21 protein-coding genes and 1 pseudogene are annotated in these 19,253 nt (G+C 66.3%); 11 read left to right on the top strand and 11 right to left on the bottom strand.

All coding sequences use genetic code 11. The annotated features are described in order from the left end of the window. Positions 1-9 precede the first annotated feature (9 nt). From H5J25_RS14630 to H5J25_RS14610, 5 genes are all read right to left on the bottom strand, one after another. Positions 10-399 (bottom strand): hypothetical protein, encoded by a 390-nt coding sequence (locus H5J25_RS14630; RefSeq protein ID WP_202092195.1) that lies wholly within the window; start codon positions 397-399, stop codon positions 10-12. Between the two features lie 20 nt (positions 400-419). Further along, on the bottom strand, positions 420-1,220 hold the full coding sequence (locus H5J25_RS14625) for an SDR family NAD(P)-dependent oxidoreductase (RefSeq protein WP_202092193.1): 801 nt from the start codon (positions 1,218-1,220) through the stop codon (positions 420-422). Between the two features lie 144 nt (positions 1,221-1,364). Further along, positions 1,365-1,610: a DUF6894 family protein gene (locus H5J25_RS14620; protein ID WP_202092191.1), complete on the bottom strand. Its 246-nt coding sequence runs from the start codon at positions 1,608-1,610 to the stop codon at positions 1,365-1,367. A gap of 68 nt (positions 1,611-1,678) precedes the next feature. After that, positions 1,679-2,434, bottom strand: a complete 756-nt coding sequence (locus H5J25_RS14615) for a Crp/Fnr family transcriptional regulator (protein ID WP_202092190.1) — start codon at positions 2,432-2,434, stop codon at positions 1,679-1,681. Positions 2,435-2,570: 136 nt separating this feature from the next. Further along, the gene (locus H5J25_RS14610; protein ID WP_225883141.1) at positions 2,571-4,010 is read right to left on the bottom strand and encodes an HlyD family secretion protein; all 1,440 of its coding nucleotides are present in this window, start codon (positions 4,008-4,010) and stop codon (positions 2,571-2,573) included. 66 nt (positions 4,011-4,076) lie between these two features. On the opposite strand from H5J25_RS14610, the gene H5J25_RS14605 reads away from it, so the two are divergent. The 3 genes and pseudogenes from H5J25_RS14605 to H5J25_RS21705 all read left to right on the top strand — a co-directional run bounded on the left by H5J25_RS14605 (position 4,077) and on the right by H5J25_RS21705 (position 7,705). Continuing rightward, positions 4,077-5,666, top strand: a complete 1,590-nt coding sequence (locus H5J25_RS14605) for a DHA2 family efflux MFS transporter permease subunit (RefSeq protein WP_202092188.1) — start codon at positions 4,077-4,079, stop codon at positions 5,664-5,666. After that, positions 5,656-7,053: pseudogene (locus tag H5J25_RS14600) on the top strand (efflux transporter outer membrane subunit); the annotation flags it as partial. The gene H5J25_RS14605 and the pseudogene H5J25_RS14600, both read left to right, overlap by 11 nt. A 70-nt stretch (positions 7,054-7,123) precedes the next feature. Continuing rightward, positions 7,124-7,705, top strand: coding sequence for a TetR/AcrR family transcriptional regulator (locus H5J25_RS21705; protein WP_202096396.1), 582 nt, complete (start codon positions 7,124-7,126; stop codon positions 7,703-7,705). Positions 7,706-7,727: 22 nt separating this feature from the next. On the opposite strand, the gene H5J25_RS14590 is transcribed toward H5J25_RS21705, so the two are convergent. After that, positions 7,728-8,390: a Crp/Fnr family transcriptional regulator gene (locus tag H5J25_RS14590; protein WP_202092182.1), complete on the bottom strand. Its 663-nt coding sequence runs from the start codon at positions 8,388-8,390 to the stop codon at positions 7,728-7,730. 96 nt (positions 8,391-8,486) lie between these two features. Between H5J25_RS14590 and H5J25_RS14585 the strand changes: the two genes are divergently transcribed. After that, positions 8,487-9,263, top strand: a complete 777-nt coding sequence (locus tag H5J25_RS14585) for a class II aldolase/adducin family protein (RefSeq protein WP_202092180.1) — start codon at positions 8,487-8,489, stop codon at positions 9,261-9,263. Between the two features lie 103 nt (positions 9,264-9,366). Further along, positions 9,367-10,131, top strand: a complete 765-nt coding sequence (locus H5J25_RS14580; protein ID WP_202092178.1) for an SDR family oxidoreductase — start codon at positions 9,367-9,369, stop codon at positions 10,129-10,131. Between the two features lie 33 nt (positions 10,132-10,164). Here the strand turns inward: H5J25_RS14580 and H5J25_RS14575 are convergent, their stop codons facing one another. Continuing rightward, on the bottom strand, positions 10,165-12,339 hold the full coding sequence (locus H5J25_RS14575) for a sugar nucleotide-binding protein (protein WP_202092176.1): 2,175 nt from the start codon (positions 12,337-12,339) through the stop codon (positions 10,165-10,167). A 168-nt stretch (positions 12,340-12,507) separates the two neighbouring features. Here H5J25_RS14575 and H5J25_RS14570 point away from each other — a divergent pair, with 168 nt between their 5' ends. Together H5J25_RS14570 and H5J25_RS14565 are read left to right on the top strand one after the other, a co-directional pair. Beyond that, on the top strand, positions 12,508-13,641 hold the full coding sequence (locus tag H5J25_RS14570; protein WP_202092170.1) for a UDP-galactopyranose mutase: 1,134 nt from the start codon (positions 12,508-12,510) through the stop codon (positions 13,639-13,641). A 43-nt stretch (positions 13,642-13,684) separates the two neighbouring features. Continuing rightward, entirely contained in the window at positions 13,685-13,915 is a 231-nt protein-coding gene (locus H5J25_RS14565; protein ID WP_202092168.1) for a hypothetical protein, read from the top strand. Between the two features lie 18 nt (positions 13,916-13,933). Here the strand turns inward: H5J25_RS14565 and H5J25_RS14560 are convergent, their stop codons facing one another. Then, positions 13,934-14,113, bottom strand: coding sequence for a hypothetical protein (locus H5J25_RS14560; RefSeq protein WP_202092166.1), 180 nt, complete (start codon positions 14,111-14,113; stop codon positions 13,934-13,936). Between the two features lie 198 nt (positions 14,114-14,311). Here H5J25_RS14560 and H5J25_RS14555 point away from each other — a divergent pair, with 198 nt between their 5' ends. Genes H5J25_RS14555 through pncB form a run of 3 tightly spaced genes read left to right on the top strand, consistent with a single transcriptional unit; the run spans position 14,312 to position 17,283 of the window. Beyond that, entirely contained in the window at positions 14,312-15,100 is a 789-nt protein-coding gene (locus H5J25_RS14555; protein ID WP_202092165.1) for a histidine phosphatase family protein, read from the top strand. Then, positions 15,097-15,981, top strand: a complete 885-nt coding sequence (locus H5J25_RS14550) for an NAD(P)H-hydrate dehydratase (RefSeq protein ID WP_202092163.1) — start codon at positions 15,097-15,099, stop codon at positions 15,979-15,981. Before H5J25_RS14555 ends, H5J25_RS14550 begins: the two co-directional genes overlap by 4 nt. A 6-nt stretch (positions 15,982-15,987) precedes the next feature. Further along, positions 15,988-17,283, top strand: coding sequence for a nicotinate phosphoribosyltransferase (gene pncB, locus H5J25_RS14545; protein ID WP_202092161.1), 1,296 nt, complete (start codon positions 15,988-15,990; stop codon positions 17,281-17,283). A 115-nt stretch (positions 17,284-17,398) separates the two neighbouring features. Here the strand turns inward: pncB and yghU are convergent, their stop codons facing one another. After that, the gene (gene yghU / locus H5J25_RS14540) at positions 17,399-18,208 is read right to left on the bottom strand and encodes a glutathione-dependent disulfide-bond oxidoreductase (RefSeq protein WP_225883535.1); all 810 of its coding nucleotides are present in this window, start codon (positions 18,206-18,208) and stop codon (positions 17,399-17,401) included. 213 nt (positions 18,209-18,421) lie between these two features. On the opposite strand from yghU, the gene H5J25_RS14535 reads away from it, so the two are divergent. Then, the gene (locus tag H5J25_RS14535) at positions 18,422-18,721 is read left to right on the top strand and encodes a putative quinol monooxygenase (protein WP_225883140.1); all 300 of its coding nucleotides are present in this window, start codon (positions 18,422-18,424) and stop codon (positions 18,719-18,721) included. 11 nt (positions 18,722-18,732) lie between these two features. Here the strand turns inward: H5J25_RS14535 and H5J25_RS14530 are convergent, their stop codons facing one another. Together H5J25_RS14530 and H5J25_RS14525 are read right to left on the bottom strand one after the other, a co-directional pair. Beyond that, positions 18,733-18,963, bottom strand: coding sequence for a hypothetical protein (locus tag H5J25_RS14530; protein WP_202092157.1), 231 nt, complete (start codon positions 18,961-18,963; stop codon positions 18,733-18,735). A 20-nt stretch (positions 18,964-18,983) separates the two neighbouring features. Further along, on the bottom strand, positions 18,984-19,241 hold the full coding sequence (locus tag H5J25_RS14525; RefSeq protein WP_202092155.1) for a hypothetical protein: 258 nt from the start codon (positions 19,239-19,241) through the stop codon (positions 18,984-18,986). Positions 19,242-19,253: the final 12 nt, after the last annotated feature.

The following is a 19,253-nucleotide window of genomic DNA, read 5'->3' as shown; positions in this document are numbered from 1 at the left end:
TCCTTCCGATCACGCCGCGACAGGTTCGCGGACCGGGAATGTCTTTCCCGTCGTCCGGTCCAGCCCGCGCGCGACGATGACGTCCAGCACCGCTGCCCCGACGACGAAGGCGAGTGCCCCCCACACGGCCTTGTTGCGGGGCGCGGAGGCGGCCGCCGCGGACAAGGCGGTCAGGTCCATCGCGTCGCCGGCGACCCGGTTCCAAACCCCGCTGGCATTGGCGGGCGCGCCGAGCAGTCCGATCCCGGCGACGATCTCGCGCGCCCCGAAACCCCTGACCAACCCCTCATGTCCGTCCGCATCGAGCGCTCTGGTGATCCGTTTGGCGGCAAGGAGTTCAGTCACCCCGAGCGCGATCGAGAAGACGCCAAGCCCCAGTCCGAGTTTCTTGTAGATCATCGATTGCTCCTTCGACACGATCAGCTTTTCCCCGAACCCGGTTCGGAAAGCCCGCGGTGGATCTGCGCGGCGACGGCATCGGGCAGCAGGTCGGCGACCGCCCCCATCGCCTTGTTCTTCAGCGACGGGATCACCTTGTCCTTGTCGGCCATCATCGCGGCAAATGCGGCGCGGGCGACATCGGCGGGATCGTCCTTATTCTCCATCGTACCGGCGCGGGTGTCGTCCATGTCGGCGCGGTGGAAGAAGTTCGTGTCGGTGACGCTCGGCATCAGCACGGTGACGCCGACACCGGTATCCTTCAGTTCGTTGCGCAGCGCCTCGGCGAACCAGCGCAGGAAGACCTTGGTCGCGCCGTAAACCGCCTCGAACGGATCAGGCATCGTCGCTGCGATCGAGGAGGTGAACAGCATCCGGCCGCTGTCGCGCGCGACCATGTCCCGGCCGACGAGCTTGGCCAGCTGTACCGCGCCGCGCACGTTCAGGTCGATCATCCGCAATTCCGCCTGCAGATCGGTTTGCATGAACGCCCCGCCCAGCCCGACGCCGGCATTGATCGCCAGTACGTCGACCGGTCGATCGCCGATCGCGCGGTACAGGTTGTCGACGCCGTCTTCCCGGGAGAGGTCGGCGGCGTGCGTCAGCACCTGTACGGCGCTGTCCCCGGGCAAAGAGCGCGCCGCGTCCGCCAGGTGCGCTTCATCCTCCGCCGCGATCAGGACATCATAGCCGTGATCCAGAAGTTCACGCGCAAGCGCATAGCCTATTCCGTTCGATCCGCCCGTGACGACGGCAAAAAGCGGGGTATCGGTGTCAGGCACAACGCAACTCCATCAGGAGTCGATCAACGCCGGTTCTGTGACCGTGTTCCCGGACTTAAGGTAGTTAAAACAGAGGCTTAACGCAGGTTATCGAAAGAGTTCGAACGGCGATCGAACTCAGTCGCCCGACGACCCCGGTCCGTCTTACGAGATGCCGGTTATGACGACCGCATCCCTGAAAACCAACTGTTCCAGATAGCGCCCATCCGCGTCCGCGATCGCGATATAGGTGGACAGGCTGAGCCTGCCATGTTCGATATCGTGGGCCATGATCCCGCGCGCCGCCTGCAGGGCGGACGCTCGTGCGGCGGCGAGGTCCGGCAGATCGATGCCTTCGAAATCCTCGACGATCGATCCGTTTTCGTCGAGATGAAAGTAGAACCGGGCCATGCGCCTACCCCCTGCCGCAAGCGGCGGCAGGGGCGATGCCGGTTACAGCGCGGTGCCCGACCGGCACGTCAGAATGCGTTCGCAGACTGGGGCTCGTGCGCCAAACCGTGAAGATAGGCAGCGTCGAAGTCCGCCACCGCCTTCAACATCGGCCAGTCCGAAATCACCAACTCGCGACCTTCGTGCCGGAAGGCGCCTTCTTCGGACAGCAGCCGCAACATGCGATTGACGTGGACCGCCGTCAGCCCGGTCGCATCGCCGATCTGTTCCTGCGTCATTGGGAGCCGCATCGCCTCGACCGGGGAGATGCCCATCGCCTCGCGCCGCGCGACGAATTCGCACAGCATGTGCGCCACGCGCGTCTTCGCATCGCGGCCGCCGACGTTCAGCACCCATTCGCGGAAGATCGATGCGTCGATCAGCGCGTCCTTGGCGAATGCCTCGGCAATCCGGGGAAAGTCCCGGCAGACCGCCTTCATCGCCTTGATCGGAACCGTTCCGACCGTGCCGTCCGTTATCATCTGCAGATTGTGGTCCGCGCGCGACAGCAGCGCGTGTTGCAGATCCATCATGTCGCCGGCCATATGGAACGCCACGATCTGACGCTTGCCCGTCCGCGCCATCTTGTGGCGGCAGGCAAAGCCCCTGACGAGCAGCGAGCAATGCGTCACCTGACTGCCTTCGCGGATCAGCATGCGGTGCGCCGGCACGTTTTCGAGTTCGAACGGCAGGCCGGCGATCGCCGCCTGTTCCTGATCATCGAGCCGTTCGAGCAGCGCCAGCTTGCGCAACAAGAGATCTATGTGATGTGTCCGGTCCCGCATCCTACCTTCAACCGCCTTCGCCTGGGAGAGGGCGCGACCCGAACATCAGTCCGATCCGGTTGTGTCGGTCGATGATCGTCGTGCAGGCACCTGCTTCACGATCACACCACGACGAACCTCCGTCGTTCGAACAGATTCAAGTCGTACCCATAGCTCCGAACTGAAATAGCCCAGCCGCGGCACGACCTCGGAAGCGGCGGCATGCGACTGTTTTTGCTGTCATAATCGGCAGGAAAGCGGTGTCTATACCTAACTTATGTCCTCTAACATACATTAGCATTTGATAGTGAATAATGCGATTTTCGGGGTTTTGTGGACCGACTTCTCTGATTTTCGGGCGCCGAACCTGGCGGCGAAGGTGCAAGTCACTGCTTTTCGCAAGGCATATGCGGCGTCGACGCCCGCCGCCGCGCCGCGCGGGCTGGCACAGGGGTACGGGTCTTCGCGGCCGGACAGAAGAGGTCAGTGTCCGTCGAGACCGACCCGGGCTGTGACGGACAGGCCGGGACGAAGGCGGTCCACGTCCGGCTGGTTCGGATCGAAGCGGATGCGCACGCCGACGCGCTGCACGATCTTGGTGAAGTTGCCGGTGCCCGGTTCGAACGGCAATAAAGAGAAACTGGATCCCGAACCGGGGGGCCAGGCTGTCGACGACGCCCTTAAGTTCGCGGCCCGGCAAGGCGTCCGCATCGATCGAGACGGGCTGGCCCGGCCGCATCCGTGCGGTTTGCGTCTCCTTGAAGTTCGCGGTCACATACAGCGCGTGCAGCGGGACCAGCGTCAGCAGGCGCGTGCCGGGCTGCACATAGTCGCCGACGCGGACCTGCCGGTTGCCTATCGTGCCGGCGACGGGCGCCAGGATCACGGTATGGCGCCGATCCTGCACCGCCAGATCGTGCGCGGCCCGCGCCTGCGCGACCTTCGCCTGGGCGGTCTGCACCGCGGCAAGCAGCCCGGCCCGCTTCGCGCGCGTGACCCCCGCCGTCTCGCCCGAGACCGCGAGCAACGCCCGTGCGCGCGCCGCATCCTGTTCGGCGGTGACGGCCGCGGCGGCATAGGTATCGGCATCGCGGCGGGCAACCGCACCCCCTGCGACCAGTGCATCGAAGCGACGGCGATCGGCGACGGCGCGGACGGACTGCGCATCGGCCGATCGTATCGCGGTGCGGGCGGCGGCGGTCTGCGCCGTGGCGAGCCGTTGCTCCGCATCCAGGCTGACGAGAGCGGCACGCGCGGCGGCGACGCCAGCCTCGGCATCGGCGATCGCCGCTTCGGATTGCTGGACGCGCGCGTCGAATTCCTCGGGGTCGATCCGTGCGATCTTCTGTCCCGCCTTCACGAGCTGATTGTCCCGGACGAACACTTCGGCGACGAGCCCGCGGATTTTCGGGGCGACCGATGTGGCATCGGCCGCGACATAGGCATCGTCGGTCGTCTCGCTGCTTGGGGCGGCAGTGAACCACAGTGCGCCGCCGACCGCGACGAGGATCGCGACGCCGGACGCAGCCAGCGTGCGCGGCGACGCGAGGCGCGATGGGCGCGCACCGGCCGGCATTTCCGTCGTCACAGCATCCATATCCGGCCCCTTGCGCATTTCATATGATGACCGTAATATTATGATCGTAATCCTGCAAGGGCAAGTATGATCAGCACCGCCGCGCACATGCCGCCCAACCCGTTGGCCTTGCCACTGTCGCGCAAGTATCTGATCTTCGGCGTGCTCGCGTTCGGCCAGTTCATGGCATTGATCGATATCCAGATCGTCGCCGCATCGCTGAACGACGTGCAGGCGGGTCTGTCCGCCGGGCCGGACGAGATCAGCTGGGTGCAGACCGCCTATCTGATGGCCGAACTGGTGATGATCCCGTTCTCGGCATTCCTTGCGCAGGCGATGTCGACGCGGTGGCTGTTCGCCGCGTCCGCCGCCTTGTTCACGGTATCGAGCATCGCCTGTGGTCTCGCCTGGAACATCGAATCGATGATCGCCTTTCGCGCGATACAAGGCTTCGTCGGCGGCGCGATGGTGCCCAGCGTCTTCGCAGTCGGCTTCACTATCTTCGAGGGAAAACAGCGCGCCCTGATCCCCGCGATCCTCGGCATGGTCTCGGTGCTCGCGCCGACTTTGGGGCCCACTGTCGGCGGGATCATCACCGATACGATCGGCTGGCGCTGGATATTCTTCATCAACGTCGCGCCGGGCATCGCCGTCACCGTGCTGACGATCATGGTGGTGGATATCGACCGCGGCGATCGCAGCATGTTCGCGCGGATCGACTGGTCGCATCTCGTCGCGATGGCGGTCGCGCTGGGCGGGCTGCAATATGTGCTGGAGGAGGGGCCGAGGAAGGACTGGTTCGGCGACCCGCACATCGTGATGGTGGCGTGGATCGCGCTGGTGGCGTTCGGGCTGTTCCTCGAACGCTCCTTCTATTCGCGGAATCCGATCGTGCGATTGTCACCGTTCCGCAACCGCACCTTCGCCTTTGCCTGCCTGTTCAACCTGGTGATCGGGTTCGGCATCTATGCATCGACCTATCTGGTGCCCGTCTTCCTCGGCCGGGTGCGCGGGTTCGACAGCCTGGAGATCGGCACGACGGTGTTCGTGGTGGGCGCGGGGCAGCTGGTCAGCACCGTCATCGCCGCCTGGGCGTCGAACCGGATCGACCGGCGGATCGTCATCGCGGTCGGCCTGGTCGGGTTCGCATTCAGCCTGTGGCTGACGTCGTTCCTGGGATCGAACTGGGGGTTCGACGAACTGTTGGTGCCGCAACTGGTGCGCGGGCTGTTCGTGATGTTGTGCATCGTGCCCGCGGTGAACATGGCGCTGTCCGCTTTTCAGGGGCCGGAACTGCGATCGGCATCCGGATTGTTCAACCTGATGCGCAATTTGGGCGGCGCGATCGGCATCGCGACGGTCAATACGTGGCTCGGCGACAATGCGCGGATCCAGGCGGCGCGCTTCGGCGAGGCACTGGGTTCGGGCGGGCGTGGCGCGCAGGATGCGATCGCCGCGCTGGCGCAGCGTTTCGGCGCGATCACGCCCGATCCCGATCACGCGCTGTTGCTCGCACAGGCCGGCATCGCCCGAATCGTCGGGCGCGAGGCGCTGACGATCGCGTTCGACGACGTGTTCCGGTTGATGGCGTGGATGTTCGTCGCGGCGCTCGTGATGGTCCCGTTCTGCAAGGCGCTGCCCAACGAAGCGCCGGTTTCCCCCGCCGATGCCCATTGAAGGAAGCGCCATGCGCCTCACGTTACTCATCGCCACCACTGCACTCGCCGGATGTACGGTCGGGCCGGATCATGTCCGCCCGTCGCTGCCGCTGACCCCGGCGTTCATCGGTGCGTCGGCGATCGATGCCGCGGCGATCGATGCGGACTGGTGGGCCGGCTTCGGCGATCCCGTGCTGATGTCGCTGGTGCAACGGGCGCGGGTGTCGAATACCGATCTGGCACAGGCGCGCGCGCGGATCGACCGGTCGCGGGCGCTGGCGCGCGGGGCGGGGGCGGACCTGCTGCCGGTGCTGGACGGATCGGGCGGGGTCCAGACGGTCAGCCAGTCGCGCGAGACGCCGGTCGGTCGCGTGACCACGGCACTGGGCGTGCCTCGCGGCTATACGCAATATGATGTCGGGGCGCGTGCATCGTGGGAGATCGACCTGTTCGGCGGCGCGCGGCGCGTGCGCGAGGCGGCGCGTGCCGATCTCGCCGCGAGCGAGGCGGACGCCGGCGCGATCGGCGTCGCGGTCGCGGCGGAAACCGCGGATGCGTATCTGATGCTGCGGGCGTTGCAGGCGCGGTTGGCGGTGGCAGAAGGGCAGACGCGCAAGCAGGAGCAACTGGTCGATCTGGTCCGGCAGCGTTTCGATGCGGGGATCGCCGCCGAACTGGAACTGAACCGCGCGCGCGCCACGCTTGAGGGGGTACGTGGGGGCGCCGCGCCGCTGCGGGCGGGGATCGCGGCGCAACTCAACCGGATCGACGTGCTGGTTGGCGAACAACCCGGCGCCAATCGCGCGCTGCTGACCGGCACCGCGCCAATCCCCGCGGCGCCGGTCCCGGCGGGCAGCACCGCGCCGGGGGACCTGCTGCGTCGTCGCCCGGACATCGTCGCGGCGGAGCGGCGGGTGGCGGCGAACACGGCACGGATCGGGCAGGCGGTGGCGGACTATTATCCGCATCTTTCGCTGTCCGGACTGCTCGGCGTCGCGAGCCTGGGAACCAGCCGGCTGTTCACCGGTGGTGCGGTGGAGGCGTCGGGCGGGGCAGGGCTGCGCTGGCGCTTGTTCGATTTCGGCCGCGTCGACGCCGAAGTCGCCGCGGCGAGGGGGACGCAGGCGGAGTCGCTGGCGGCCTGGCGCGGTACCGTGCTGCGGGCGGCCGAGGATGTGGAGACCGCGCTGTCGCGACTGGCCGAGGCTTATGCCGAACGGGTCGCGCTGGAGCGGCAGGTGGCGGCGCTCACGCTGTCGCGCACGCAGGCGCAGCGGGCCTATGTCGGCGGCGTGACCGGACTGATCGACGTGACGGACGCGGACCGCGAACTGCTCGGCGCATCCGATCGGCTGGCTGCCGTCCGCGGAGACGAAGCGCGCGCAGCGGTCGCCGCCTATCGCGCGCTGGGCGGGGGATGGCGTGCGGAGGCGTCTTCCGCCTTGGCAACCGCATCCGGGGGCACATGTAACGGCGATGCGATATGGCAGCGAACACAAGGCGGAAACGCGCGAGCGGGTGTTGCGGGAAGCGGCAAAGGCGATCCGCCGCGACGGGGTCGAGCGGATCGGCGTCGCGCAGGTCATGGGCGCGGCGGGCCTCACCCACGGCGGATTCTACGCGCATTTCAGGTCGAAGGACGATCTCGTCGCGCAGGCGGTGAGCTATATGTTCGAGGATCGCTACACCGCGTTCTTCGAAGGATTGTCGGACACCGAACCGCACGTCGCACTCGCGCGGTTCGTCGATCACTATGTGTCCATGGGGCACCGTGCGGCCCTGCACACCGGATGCCCGATCCCCGCGCTCGCCGGGCAGGTGCCGCGCTTGCCCGATGCCGCGCGCGAGCGGTTCGTGCTGGCGGTCGACCGGCTGACGGGCGCCGTCGCGTCGTTGCTCCAGCGCATGGGCCGGGACGATGCGGAAAGCATGGCCGACGCGGCGATCGCCGAGATGGTCGGCGCGGTCGTCCTGTCGCGCATCCAGCCGGACGATGCGAAGGCGGAGGCGATGCTCGCAACGGTCCGGAATGCCGTAAAGGCCAAGCTGGGCGTCTGAAGCAATGCGGGACCTGAAAGCCCTATTCCGCGGCGATCGCCAGCAGCCCCGCCGCGTCGCGAACGCGGATTTCCCTGTATCCGAGCGCGATCAGCCCCGCCTGTTCGAACAGTCGGAGGTGGCGATTGACCGATTGCCGCGACACGCCGACCAAAGCTGCGAGTTCGTCCTGCCGCACCTGCAGATATCCGTCTGCACCGATCGTCGAATGCGCGAGCGAACTCGCAAGGCGGACGCGAACCGATTGGGACACGCTCTGCCCGAGGAAATCAAGCGCGCTGCGCTGATGCGCGCAGACGAGCAGCCCGAGATCGCGGTACAGCATCGGCTGGAGATCGACCGCGCGCCCGAATGCCGGCATGGCGATGTGAAGCAATCGTGTGTCGCCGAATGCCAGCGCGTCGTGCGGGCGCGGCCCACCGTCCAGCGTCGACAATTCGCCGAACCACTTGCCCGGGCGCAGCACGAGGACGAGCATCTCGACCCCGTTCGCCGAATAGCCTTTCAACCGCACCTGCCCCTCGAGCACGCACCATAAGCCGTTCGGTGGATCGCCGATGCCGTAGACGGATCCGCCCGTGGTCACGGCGCGGACGCGCCCCTCCGCAAGCAAGGCGGTCCGCCGCTCCGGCGGGATCGCCCCGAACCAGGGATCGCGGTCGAGCATCTTTGCGTCGATCTGCATCATGTCGGGAGTGTCGATTTATCGACCGAATTGTCAAGCATGCGACAAAGTCGGCTTCGAACCGGCCTATCCTTCGCCCAAAGCAGGAGAGATGACATGGCGACGGCATTGAAGATGGCGGACACGATCCGGGATCAAGTATCGGCCGCGGAGTGGGCGCTGCGCGTCGATCTCGCCGCCGCGTACCGGTTGGTCGCGCTGTACGGCTGGGACGATCTGATCTTCACCCATCTGTCCGCGCGGGTGCCGGGGCCGGAGCATCACTTCCTGATCAACCCGTACACGCAGATGTTCGAGGAGATCACCGCGTCGAGCCTCGTCAAGATCGACGTCGATGGTAACAAGGTAATGGATACGCCCGCGCCGGTGAACCGCGCCGGGTTCGTGATCCATTCCGCGATCCACAATGCGCGCGAGGATGCGGTGGCCGTGCTTCACCTGCACACGCCTTACGGGCAGGCGGTGTCGGCGATGGCGGAAGGACTGATGCCGCACACGCAGACCGCGATGATCGCGCATCACGACATCGCCTATCACGACTTCGAAGGTATCGCGACGGATCTGGAGGAACGCGAACGGCTGGTCGAGGATCTGGGTACGAAGAACGCGATGATCCTGCGGAACCACGGCACGCTGACCGTCGGCGCGACGGTGGCGGAGGCGTTCCTGCGAATGTATTTTCTGGAACGCGCGTGCGAGGCGCAGGTATTGATGCTGAGCGCAGGCCGGGATGGACTGAACAACCCGCCGCAGGGCGTGGCGGAAAAGGTCAAGAGCCAGTCGGGCCAGGGTGTCGGAATGCTTGCGAACGGGCTCGCCTGGCCGGCGCTGTTGCGAAAGCTCGACCGGATCGATCCTTCCTTCCGCGACTGAAGGCGGCGGCGGCGCGGTCCGGCCGGAATAAAGCCGGCGGCGTCTTTCGCTGGGGGCCTTTCGTCCTAAATACCGCGTCTTGGCTTTTCGAGGAGCGGACCGGGTGAAGACCAGCGGCAATACCATCCTGATCACGGGCGGCGGTTCGGGCATCGGCGAAGCGCTGGCGCACCGGTTCCACGATGCGGGCAACACCGTGATCGTGGCCGGCCGTCGCCGCGACGCGCTAGATCACGCGATCGCTGGCCGCGAGAACATGCATGCGATAGAACTTGACGTCGAAAGCGCCGCCGGTGTCGAGGATTTCGCCCGGCGCTTGCTGGCGGAGCATCCGGCGGTCAACATCCTGATCAACAATGCCGGCATCATGCGGTTCGAACGTCTGGACGCGCGCCGCGACCTGAACGATGCCGAGGCGACGATCACCACCAACCTGCTCGGCCCGATCCGGTTGACCAATGCGCTGATCGAGCACCTCGCGACGCAGCCCAACGCGGCGATCGTCAACGTGACGTCCGGTCTCGCCTTCGTGCCGATGACTGCCACGCCGACCTATAACGCGACCAAGGCGGCGATCCATTCTTACACGATCTCGTTGCGCGAAGTGTTGAAGGACCGGGTCGAGGTGATCGAGCTTGCCCCGCCGGCGGTCCAGACCGGCCTGACGCCGGGGCAGGAAAGCCGCCCCGGATATCAGCCGCTGGACGACTTCGCCGATGAAGTGATGGCCTTGTTCTCGCAGACGCCGACCCCGGCCGAAATCCTGGTCGAACGCGTCGGCTTCCTGCGTCGCGCAGAGGCGGAAGGGCGGTTCGACGAGACGCTGAAGCAGTTGAACGAATTCGCGACGAAGGCGCGTGGAGACTGATCGCGGGGCCGATTAATCTTGGCGGCGTGCTGCTCAAGCGGCGCGCTGACGATCGCGTATCTCCCCCATGGCGCCGGCGAAGCAGGCGATCGCGTGGTCAAGCGAGGGCAATAGCGCGCCTCGACGGCTGACGAGCGTTGCATCGACGGGGCGGCGGGCGGTCCAGCAGAGTTCGTCGCCGGGCACTGGGACGATCAATGCCGTATCCAGCGCACAGGCTGCCGCGATGCGCGTCGCGAAATCGCTCCAGCTGATCCCCGTATTGTTGGTCAGGTGCCACATGCCACGTTCTCCATCGATCGCGAGGTCGAGCACGGCGTCAGCCAGATGCGGGACGTAGGTCGGGGAAACGAAATGATCCGACGCCGCGTGGAATGGCTCGCCGCGCCGGAGCGTGTCCGCCACCGCCCAGGCGAAATTGTGCGGGTCGAACGGCGAGAAGAACGCTGCGGTGCGAACGATCAGGTGGCGACCGGGCAAGGCCGTGATGTCACGCTCCGCAGCGGCCTTGCTGCGGCCATAGGCGCTGAGCGGGTTCGGTGCGGACGCCTCGTCATACGCATCCGGATCGGTGCCGTCGAACACCAGATCGGTGGAAAAGTTCACGCTGGGAATACCAGCCGCATCGCAGGCGCGTGCGAAGTTCGTCGCTCCAACGGCATTGGCCGCGAAGCATGCATCCTCGGCAGTTTCTGCGTCGTCCACGCGAACCCACCCCGCCGCATTGATCGCCAGCCACGGCCGGTGCGCGTCCAGCGCCCGGCGGATGCTCGCGGGATCGTCCAGCGACAGCCCGGTGCGATCGGTCAGCACGCAATCGAGGCCGCGGTGACGGCAGGCCCTTTCCAGCGCCTGCCCCAACGTGCCCGTTGCACCGGCGATGAGGATCGGTGCGGCCGCCGGCGTCGGCACGGGCCGATGCGCGCGCGCGGAGGCGGGCCGGGCGACGGGCGCGTGAAGCAGGCGGATCGGCCGTTCCCACCAGCCGGGTTGGGCGGCCACCGGATGTGGTTCGCGCCCGGTGGACAGATCGCGCAGCACACCCGCCAGCGCGGTAGGACGAACGTCCCTCCCGCGGACGTCGAATGCGCCGGGCTCGTACACGCCCGGCGCAGTCAGCAGCGTGTTCCAACCGTCATTGCCGAACAGCGCCCAACTGGTCACCGCGCGGACGTCCACGTCGTCCCGTTCCAACCGCCGGGCGATCGACCAAGCGCGCGCCATCCAGCGTATCTGTTCGTCGCGCGTGCAGCCATTATGCACCTCCGTCACCGCGATCGGGATATGGTAGCGGTCCCACGCCTCGCGCAGGGCGCCCTCGAGGCCCTGGGGCGCGGGCTGCAACACCCGGATCGCCTCCACGTCCACGTAGCGCATCTGGCCATTTCCGCCCGGCTCGATCGCGGGATACAGTTCGGTGCGATGATCCAGGAAACGATCGCTGGTCAGATAGTGGTTCACGGCGATGATGTCCGGCGGACACGGATCGTCGGCGATCGCCCGCAGTCGATCCGAGAGCCCGAATGCGGCGATGCGATCGAACAAGGGATGGTGCGGCGTGACCTGTCCGCACAACAGGTCCCAGCCGGCCCAGCGCCGCATATTGTCGAACCCGGCCTGTTGCCGCAGCGGCGCGGTGGCGTAGCTGCGCCCGAGATCGTCGGTCTGGATAAGCCGCGCGTGGGGATTGATCCGGCGGACCTGCCGCATCGCCAGCCGGGTGGCGTCGATCTGGTTGAGCAACGCCGCCCAGAATGCTGCTTCTTCGCGGGCGTGCGGATACCATAGGCCATAGAGCGCGGAGAAGCGTGCGGTGGTGACGGGTTCGTTGACGGGGGTCCATTCCTCGATCCAGTCGAACCGCTCGGCCACGGCGCGTGCGTGGTCCGCAAGTCCGATGGGGAAGCCAGGATCGAGCAGGTCGGTATAGTGCGGCCCGCTGCCATGATGCACCAGCCCGGCGATGACGCGGCATCCGCTCGTCCTCAGCCGGTCCAGCCGCGGATCGACCCAGGACCAGTCGCGACGGTCGGAATGCTCCGGCGCGACGTCCTCCCACAGGATGGGATAGCGCAGCGCGGTCAGACCCAGCGACAGGATGGCATCCAGATCGGACATCCGGGTGCGATGCCCGGTCAAGGCCAGTTGATCGTTCCATCGGTTGCCGACGCGATTGACGGTGCATTCGATCCCGCCCCACAATTCCATCGCGCAGTCTCCGTCCCACGGGCACGAGTCCGGCCCCGCCCGAAGAACCGGCAGCGCGTCGGCAGGTTGCAGGAAAACTGTACAATCTAGTTTAAGATCAATGGTTTAGCCAGGAACCGCCGGGCCGGGGGCAGGTTGATTGATGATCCATCACCAAGGCTGGACCCCATGCAGCACACCCCGACCGGCGCTTCCTTCATCTCGATCAATTCGCCCGACGGCGGCGCGGTCATCTGTTTCAGCTATCTGCGATGGGCGTCCGGCGCCGATCGGCCGCAACAGATGATGCGTCGGTCGGCGGGGGCCCTGCCGGTCTATTTCTGGGAGGAGCCGCGCATCGTGGCGGGGCTGGACGCGGCGCGGCTGGACATCGCGACGGATGCCGAAAGCGGGGTACACATCGTCGTCCCGCAACTGCGCGAGGAAGACGATCTTGCCGGCGACGCGCAGACGCTTGCCCGCCTGCTGGATCGGCTGACGAGCGAGATCGCCGGTCCGGTCATCCACTGGTATTGCGATCCGGCGATGCTCGCTTTTTCGGATCACGTCCGGCCAGCCTGCATCGTCTATGATCGGCTGGACGATCCCGCCGATCGACCGCATCTGGAAGCCGTCGAGGCGCGGGTATCGACGCGTGCGGACCAGATCCTCACCGACGGCGAGGCCGGGAAAACCGCGCCTGCATCGGAAGCTGGTTGGGATACAGCATATGGGCTGATCGCGGCCCGGATTGAGGAATTCCTCCGCGAAAAGCGACGCGTGCAACCGATCGTCTCGCCGACGCGCGGTCCGTCCGAACCCCCCGCGCGCTACGACGTGATGGTCGTGGGCGCGGGCATCGCGGGCGCGGTGATGGCGGAGCGGCTGGCGTCGCAATCCGGCAAGTCGGTGCTTGTGGTCGATCGCCGCCCGCACGTCGCGGACAATGCTGACAACTTGCTCGACCATCCCGGAATCGATCTTCTGCTGGGCGTCGAGTATAAGGATGCGCGGTCGGCCTATCCGCACGATCACCTCGTCTTCACCGGGCCGATCGACGACTATTTCGATCATTGTCACGGGCGGCTGCAGGACCAGTCCTCTCGTGCCATCGACAGTCCGCCCGCCGGGGAGCTGGCCTTGTTCAAGCGATACGAAGCACTCGCGCTGGCAGAATCCGGCGTGACGTTCGTCGGTCGGCCCGCCGCGGATCTTCACCACGATAGGGATCGGGTCGTCGGTCAGGCACTCGCGACATACCGGCGGCTGGCGGCCAGTTGGGCACTGCCGGCCCCGGCGGAGTTCGAGGCGGCTCTGGCCTGAACGCTGCCGGACCTGCGGCGAACGCTGGCGGCCAGTGCAAACCATGCCACTGTACCAGGCGACGATATTTCCCGACAATCCGGCCGCACCGCTCGCCACGTTCCTGTTCTTGGCCGCGTCCGACCGGGAAGCGGCGGCGCGCATGCCGCGGATCGATCCGGGCGCGGCGGTCGAGATATGGCAGGACGATCGGCTCGCCGTAATCATCCGGGACGGGGTGACGACGGTCGCAGACGCGGATCTGGCCGATCTGGTCCGCGGCAAGCTCAAATGACGGGGGGCCGGTATGCGATCAGCCGGCCTGTCCCTCTTCATTCTTGGCATTGTCCTGCGGGTTCTTCTTTGCGCCGCGTGCCGTTGTGCCTCCGCCGCTGGTGCCGCCGCCGCGCCCGGTGCCGGTGCTGCCTTTCGCGTCGTCGCCGCCCTTTTTGGTGATCGCTCCGGGATTGCCGCCTGCGCCCTTGATTGCCATGACTACCTCCATTTCACGGCGATCAACCCGCCCGACGGCGACCCGTTCCGCGGCTTAACGCGTTGTTTGCAAAGCAAATAACCTCGATCAATGAATATCGCCCGGAACAGGCTGGGCGGTCGTGCGCTCTGTCCTCGACTATGCGGGAACCTTGATGATCGATCGACCGGACCAAATCGAACGCGGTGTACTCATCCAATGCGGCAGGCAGCGTTGATGGCGTCGCCGCGCTGGCCCGCCACGCTCTGGATCGTCCGCCACGGCGAGAGCACCGGCAATATCGCGCGGGACGAAGCGCATGCGCGCGGGGCGCAGCGGATCGAACTGACGATGCGCGATGTCGATGTCCCGCTTTCCCCGCTGGGCGAAACGCAGGCGCGGACGATGGGGCGGTGGTTCGCCGATCGCCCGGCGGAACAGCGCCCGGACGTGATCCTCGCCTCGCCCTATCTGCGCGCGCAACGCACGGCGCAGCTGTTCCTGGACTGCGGAGGCGGATCGCTGGACGGGCCGGTCGCGGTCGACGAGCGCCTGCGCGAGAAGGAATTCGGCATATTGGACGGGCTGACGACGGGTGGGATCGCGTCCGTCTTTCCCGATCAGGCGGAATTCCGCCGCATCCTCGGCAAATTCTATCACCGCCCGCCGGGTGGCGAGAGCTGGTGCGATGTCATCTTCCGGCTCCGGTCGCTGATGGACACGATCGCGCTGCATTATGCCGAACGCAGGGTCATGATCGTCGCGCATCAGGTCGTCGTGCTGTGCCTGCGCTACATTATCGAGAATATGGACGAGGCCACGATTCTGGCGATCGACCGGGAGGCGGAGGTCGGCAATTGCGCGGTCACCGAATATCGCTTCGATCCCGCGATGGGCACGGAAGGCGGTCTGGCGCTGGTCCACTACAACGATGTCTCGCATCTCGAGGAACGCAGTCCGTCGATCGTCACCGCGACGCCGGATGCCACGGGGGCGGTGCGCGGATGAGCTACGGCGCGACCCCAGTCGACAGCGCGTGGATCGCCGCCAATCCATTGCCCGTTCATGGCGGCGGCACGACGAAGAACAGCCGGGGTCGGGTGCTGGCGATCGGCGGATCCGGCCGCGTGCCGGGCGCCATCCGCTTGACCGGTGAGGCGGCGTTGCGGGTCGGCGCGGGAAAGCTCCAGATGGCGACGATCGCGTCGGCGGCGACCATGCTCGGCCTGTTCGTGCCCGAAGCCGCCGCGATCGCGCTGCCGGAAGACGATGATCGCGAGATTGGGGAGGGGGCGGGGCCGATCGTGGAGCAGGCGATGGCCCGATGCGATACGGTCGTGCTTGGCCCCGGCATCGCCCGTCCGGAGGTGGCCGCCCGGTTGCTCGGTCAGGTGATCTCGGCCGATCCGGGCGAGATGATCCTCGTCGTCGATGCGATGCCGATCGGGGCGTTGCGCGATCTCGAGTCCCAGGCAGCAGCGCTGAGCGGAAGACTAATCCTTACCCCGCATTATGGCGAGATGGCGGTTCTGGCCGGATGCGAGGAGGATGCGGTCGCCGATAATCCCGAACGGTTCGCGTGCGATGCCGCGGCGCGGTTCGGCGCGATCGTCGTGCTGAAGGGAAGCAGCACGGTGATCGCCGGCCCCGATGGCGCGATGTTGCACTATGGCGGGGGTGGAACGGGGCTGGCGACCGGCGGATCGGGCGATGTGCTGGCGGGTGCGATCGCCGGGCTGGTAGCGCGCGGCGCCTCGCCACGGGTCGCCGCGGGATGGGGCGTGTGGCTCCACGGCCAAAGCGGCCGGCGCGTCGCGACGATGAGCGGGCCGATCGGATTTCTCGCGCGCGAATTGCCGGTCGAATTCCCCCGCCTGCTGCCGCAGTAAGGCACGATGACCGTCACCGACATCGCCACGCGCACGTACAACCACAATTTCCGGCTCGATCCGATCGTCCGCAGTCTGCTGGATACCGATTTCTACAAGCTGCTGATGTTGCAGATGATCCGGCATCTGTACCCGCAGGTTCAGGCGACGTTCGGGCTGATCAACCGCAGCACGCACATCCGGCTGGCCGATACGATCGACGAGGATGAGTTGCGGGCGCAACTGGATCACGCGCGGACGGTGCGTTTTACCAAGAAGGAATTGATCTGGCTCGCGGGCAACAGCTTTGCCGGGCAGGAGCGGATGTTCGCGCCGGACTTCCTCGAATGGCTCGCGGATTTCCAGCTGCCCGAATATGAGTTGCGCCGGGTCGACGGGCAGTTCGACCTGCGCTTCGCCGGACCCTGGATGATGACCACGATGTGGGAAATCCCGGCGCTGAGCGTGATCAACGAGCTTCGTTCGCGCGCTGCGATGCGGGATATGGGCCGCTTCACGCTCGACATTCTATACGCGCGGGCGAAGTCGAAATTATGGGACAAGGTCGAACGGCTTCGCGCCTTGCCCGATCTCGCTCTGTCGGATTTCGGCACTCGGCGACGGCACGGCTTCCTGTGGCAGCGCTGGTGCGTCGAGGCGTTGAAGGAAGGGCTGGGCGACCGGTTCATCGGGACGTCCAATGTGCTGCTCGCGATGGACAGCGATCTGGAAGCGATCGGCACCAATGCGCACGAACTTCCGATGGTGCTGGCGGCGCTCGCCGATACGGACGAGGCGTTGCGCGCTGCGCCGTACCGCGTGCTGGAGGACTGGCGCCGGCACTATGCGGGCAATCTGCTGATCGCGCTGCCCGACGCATTCGGGACGAAGGCTTTTCTCGCCGGAGCGCCGGACTGGCTCGCGGACTGGACCGGCTTTAGGCCAGACAGCGCGCCACCAATCGAGGCGGGGGAGCAGATCATCCGCTGGTGGCAGCAACGGGGCCGCGACCCGCAGGGCAAGCTGCTGATCTTTTCCGATGGTATGGACGTGGAGTCGATCGAGGCGACCTACCGCCACTTTCACGGGCGGGTGCGCATGAGCTTCGGTTGGGGGACGAACCTGACCAACGATTTCGAAGGATGCGCACCCGGTGGTACGACCGGGCTCGATCCCATGTCCCTCGTCGTCAAGGTGATCGAGGCGAACGGCCGCCCGGCGGTCAAGCTGTCCGACAATCCCGCCAAAGCCACCGGCGATGCCGCCGAGATCGCGCGTTATCGCCGCGTGTTCGGGCAGGCGGGCGGGCGCGGCGCGAGCTAGCGGGAATATCCAACCGGCACATTCAACCGTTCGTCCTGAGCTTGTCGAAGGGCGGGCCACATGGGCAGGTGCTTCGACAGGCTCAGCACGAACGGGGCGTATTGAAGTCGTTGGTCTAGGACCCGCTGGCGTCCGTGCCGATCTTGTCCTGCGTCTTCGTGTCGAAGTCGCTGGCGTCGTGGCGTTCGTGCAATTGGCTTGCCGGATCGCCCATCACCCGATTGACCATCCGCCCGCGCTTTACCGCAGGACGTTCGGCGATCTGGTCGGTCCAGCGCTGCAGGTGCGTGTAATCCTCGACCTGCAGGAACGTGCCCGCATCGTAGACCAGACCCTTGGCGAGCGCACCGTACCACGGCCACACCGCCATATCGGCGATCGTATAGTCGCTGCCGCCCAGATACTCGCTTTCCGCCAATCGCCGGTCGAGCACATCAAGCTGCCGCTTCGTTTCCATCGCGAACCGGTCGATCGCATATTCGATCTTGGTGGGGGCATAGGCATAGAAGTGGCCGAAGCCACCGCCCAGATAGGGGCCGCTGCCCATCTGCCAGAACAGCCAGGACAGGCATTCGGCGCGGGCGGCGGGATCGGTCGGCACGAACGCCCCGAACTTCTCCGCGAGGTACAATAGGATCGAGCCGGATTCGAACACGCGCACCGGCGTCGTCCCGCTGTGGTCGAGCAATGCCGGGATCTTCGAATTGGGATTGATATCGACGAAACCGCTGGAGAACTGGTCACCTTCGTTGATGCGGATCAGCCACGCGTCATATTCCGCACCGTCATGTCCCGCGGCGAGCAGTTCCTCGAGCATGACCGTCACCTTCACGCCGTTCGGCGTGGCGAGCGAATAGAGCTGGAGCGGGTGCCGCCCGACGGGCAGGTCCTTGTCGTGCGTGGGGCCGGCGATCGGCCGGTTGATGTTGGCGAAGCGTCCGCCATTGTCCTTGTTCCAGACCCAGCGTTCGGGGGCGTATACGTCGCGTCGGTCATGACTTTTCTCTCCGGTTTTACCGTATGATACACCGTGGGTCTGGCATGCCCAACCGTTCGATCCGCTGACCGTCGTGCGACGTGCTTGCGCGCGTCGGATGCGGCGGGCACAGATAGGGTAACAAGACAGAGGAGAGCCTGAATGCCCATCAAAGTCATTGCGTTCGTCACCGTGAAGCCCGGACAGGCGGACGCATTCGAGGCTGCCGCGGCGCAGGCGGTTGCCGGATCGCGGGCCGAAACCGGCGTGCTGCACTATGACCTGTGGCGCGAGACTGACGGCGAGCGCCGGTACGTGTTCAACGAGCTGTACACGGACGAAGCCGCGATCGAGGCGCATCGCGGGTCGGATCATTACAAGGCGTTCGGGATGGCGGCACGCGATCTCGCGGCGGGTCGGCCGGAGATCCATGTCCTGAGCGCGATCGACGTCGCGGACTGACGCTTCCGGGATCAGCGGTTCGCGTCGTGATCCCCGTTCTCCGCGTCGATCGCCGCCTCGGCGCTGGCGACACCCGATGTTTCCTCGACTGCGATCCTGCGACCGTTGACGTCTTCGATCCGTTCGTCGCCGGAACCGCCGCCCGCGCGCGCCGCGCGTTCACCGCGCATGCCTTCGTTGGCAGGGGGCGTTGAGTCGCCGGGGTCGGAGGTTCCGTACAGGCGGATACCGAACAATTTCATCGCATGATCTCCTTCCGGGGTTAGCGGATGTTGCCCATCTGGGCGTTTCCACCCGCTTCCATCGCATTCTGCACGGCGCCGGCCGGATCGCTGCTGTTACCCGGCGCCGTGCCGGATGCGCGGATCGCATCGGCGCGATTTTCCAGTTCGGTCGCGGCGGCGGGATCGCTCTGGTCGGCGGCACGCTCCAGTTGGTCGGCCGCGTTCTCTGCCGGGCTGGGGCTTCCGCATCCAGCCAGCAGCAGCAGGATCGCGGTCGGAAGGCAGGCTTTGGTCATGACTGGTCCTTG

It is taken from the genome of Sphingomonas aliaeris (assembly GCF_016743815.1).
GTDB classification, from domain to species: Bacteria; Pseudomonadota; Alphaproteobacteria; order Sphingomonadales; family Sphingomonadaceae; genus Sphingomonas; species Sphingomonas aliaeris.
Note: the sequence above shows the minus strand (reverse complement) of the source record. Positions and strands in the feature narration are given on the sequence as shown.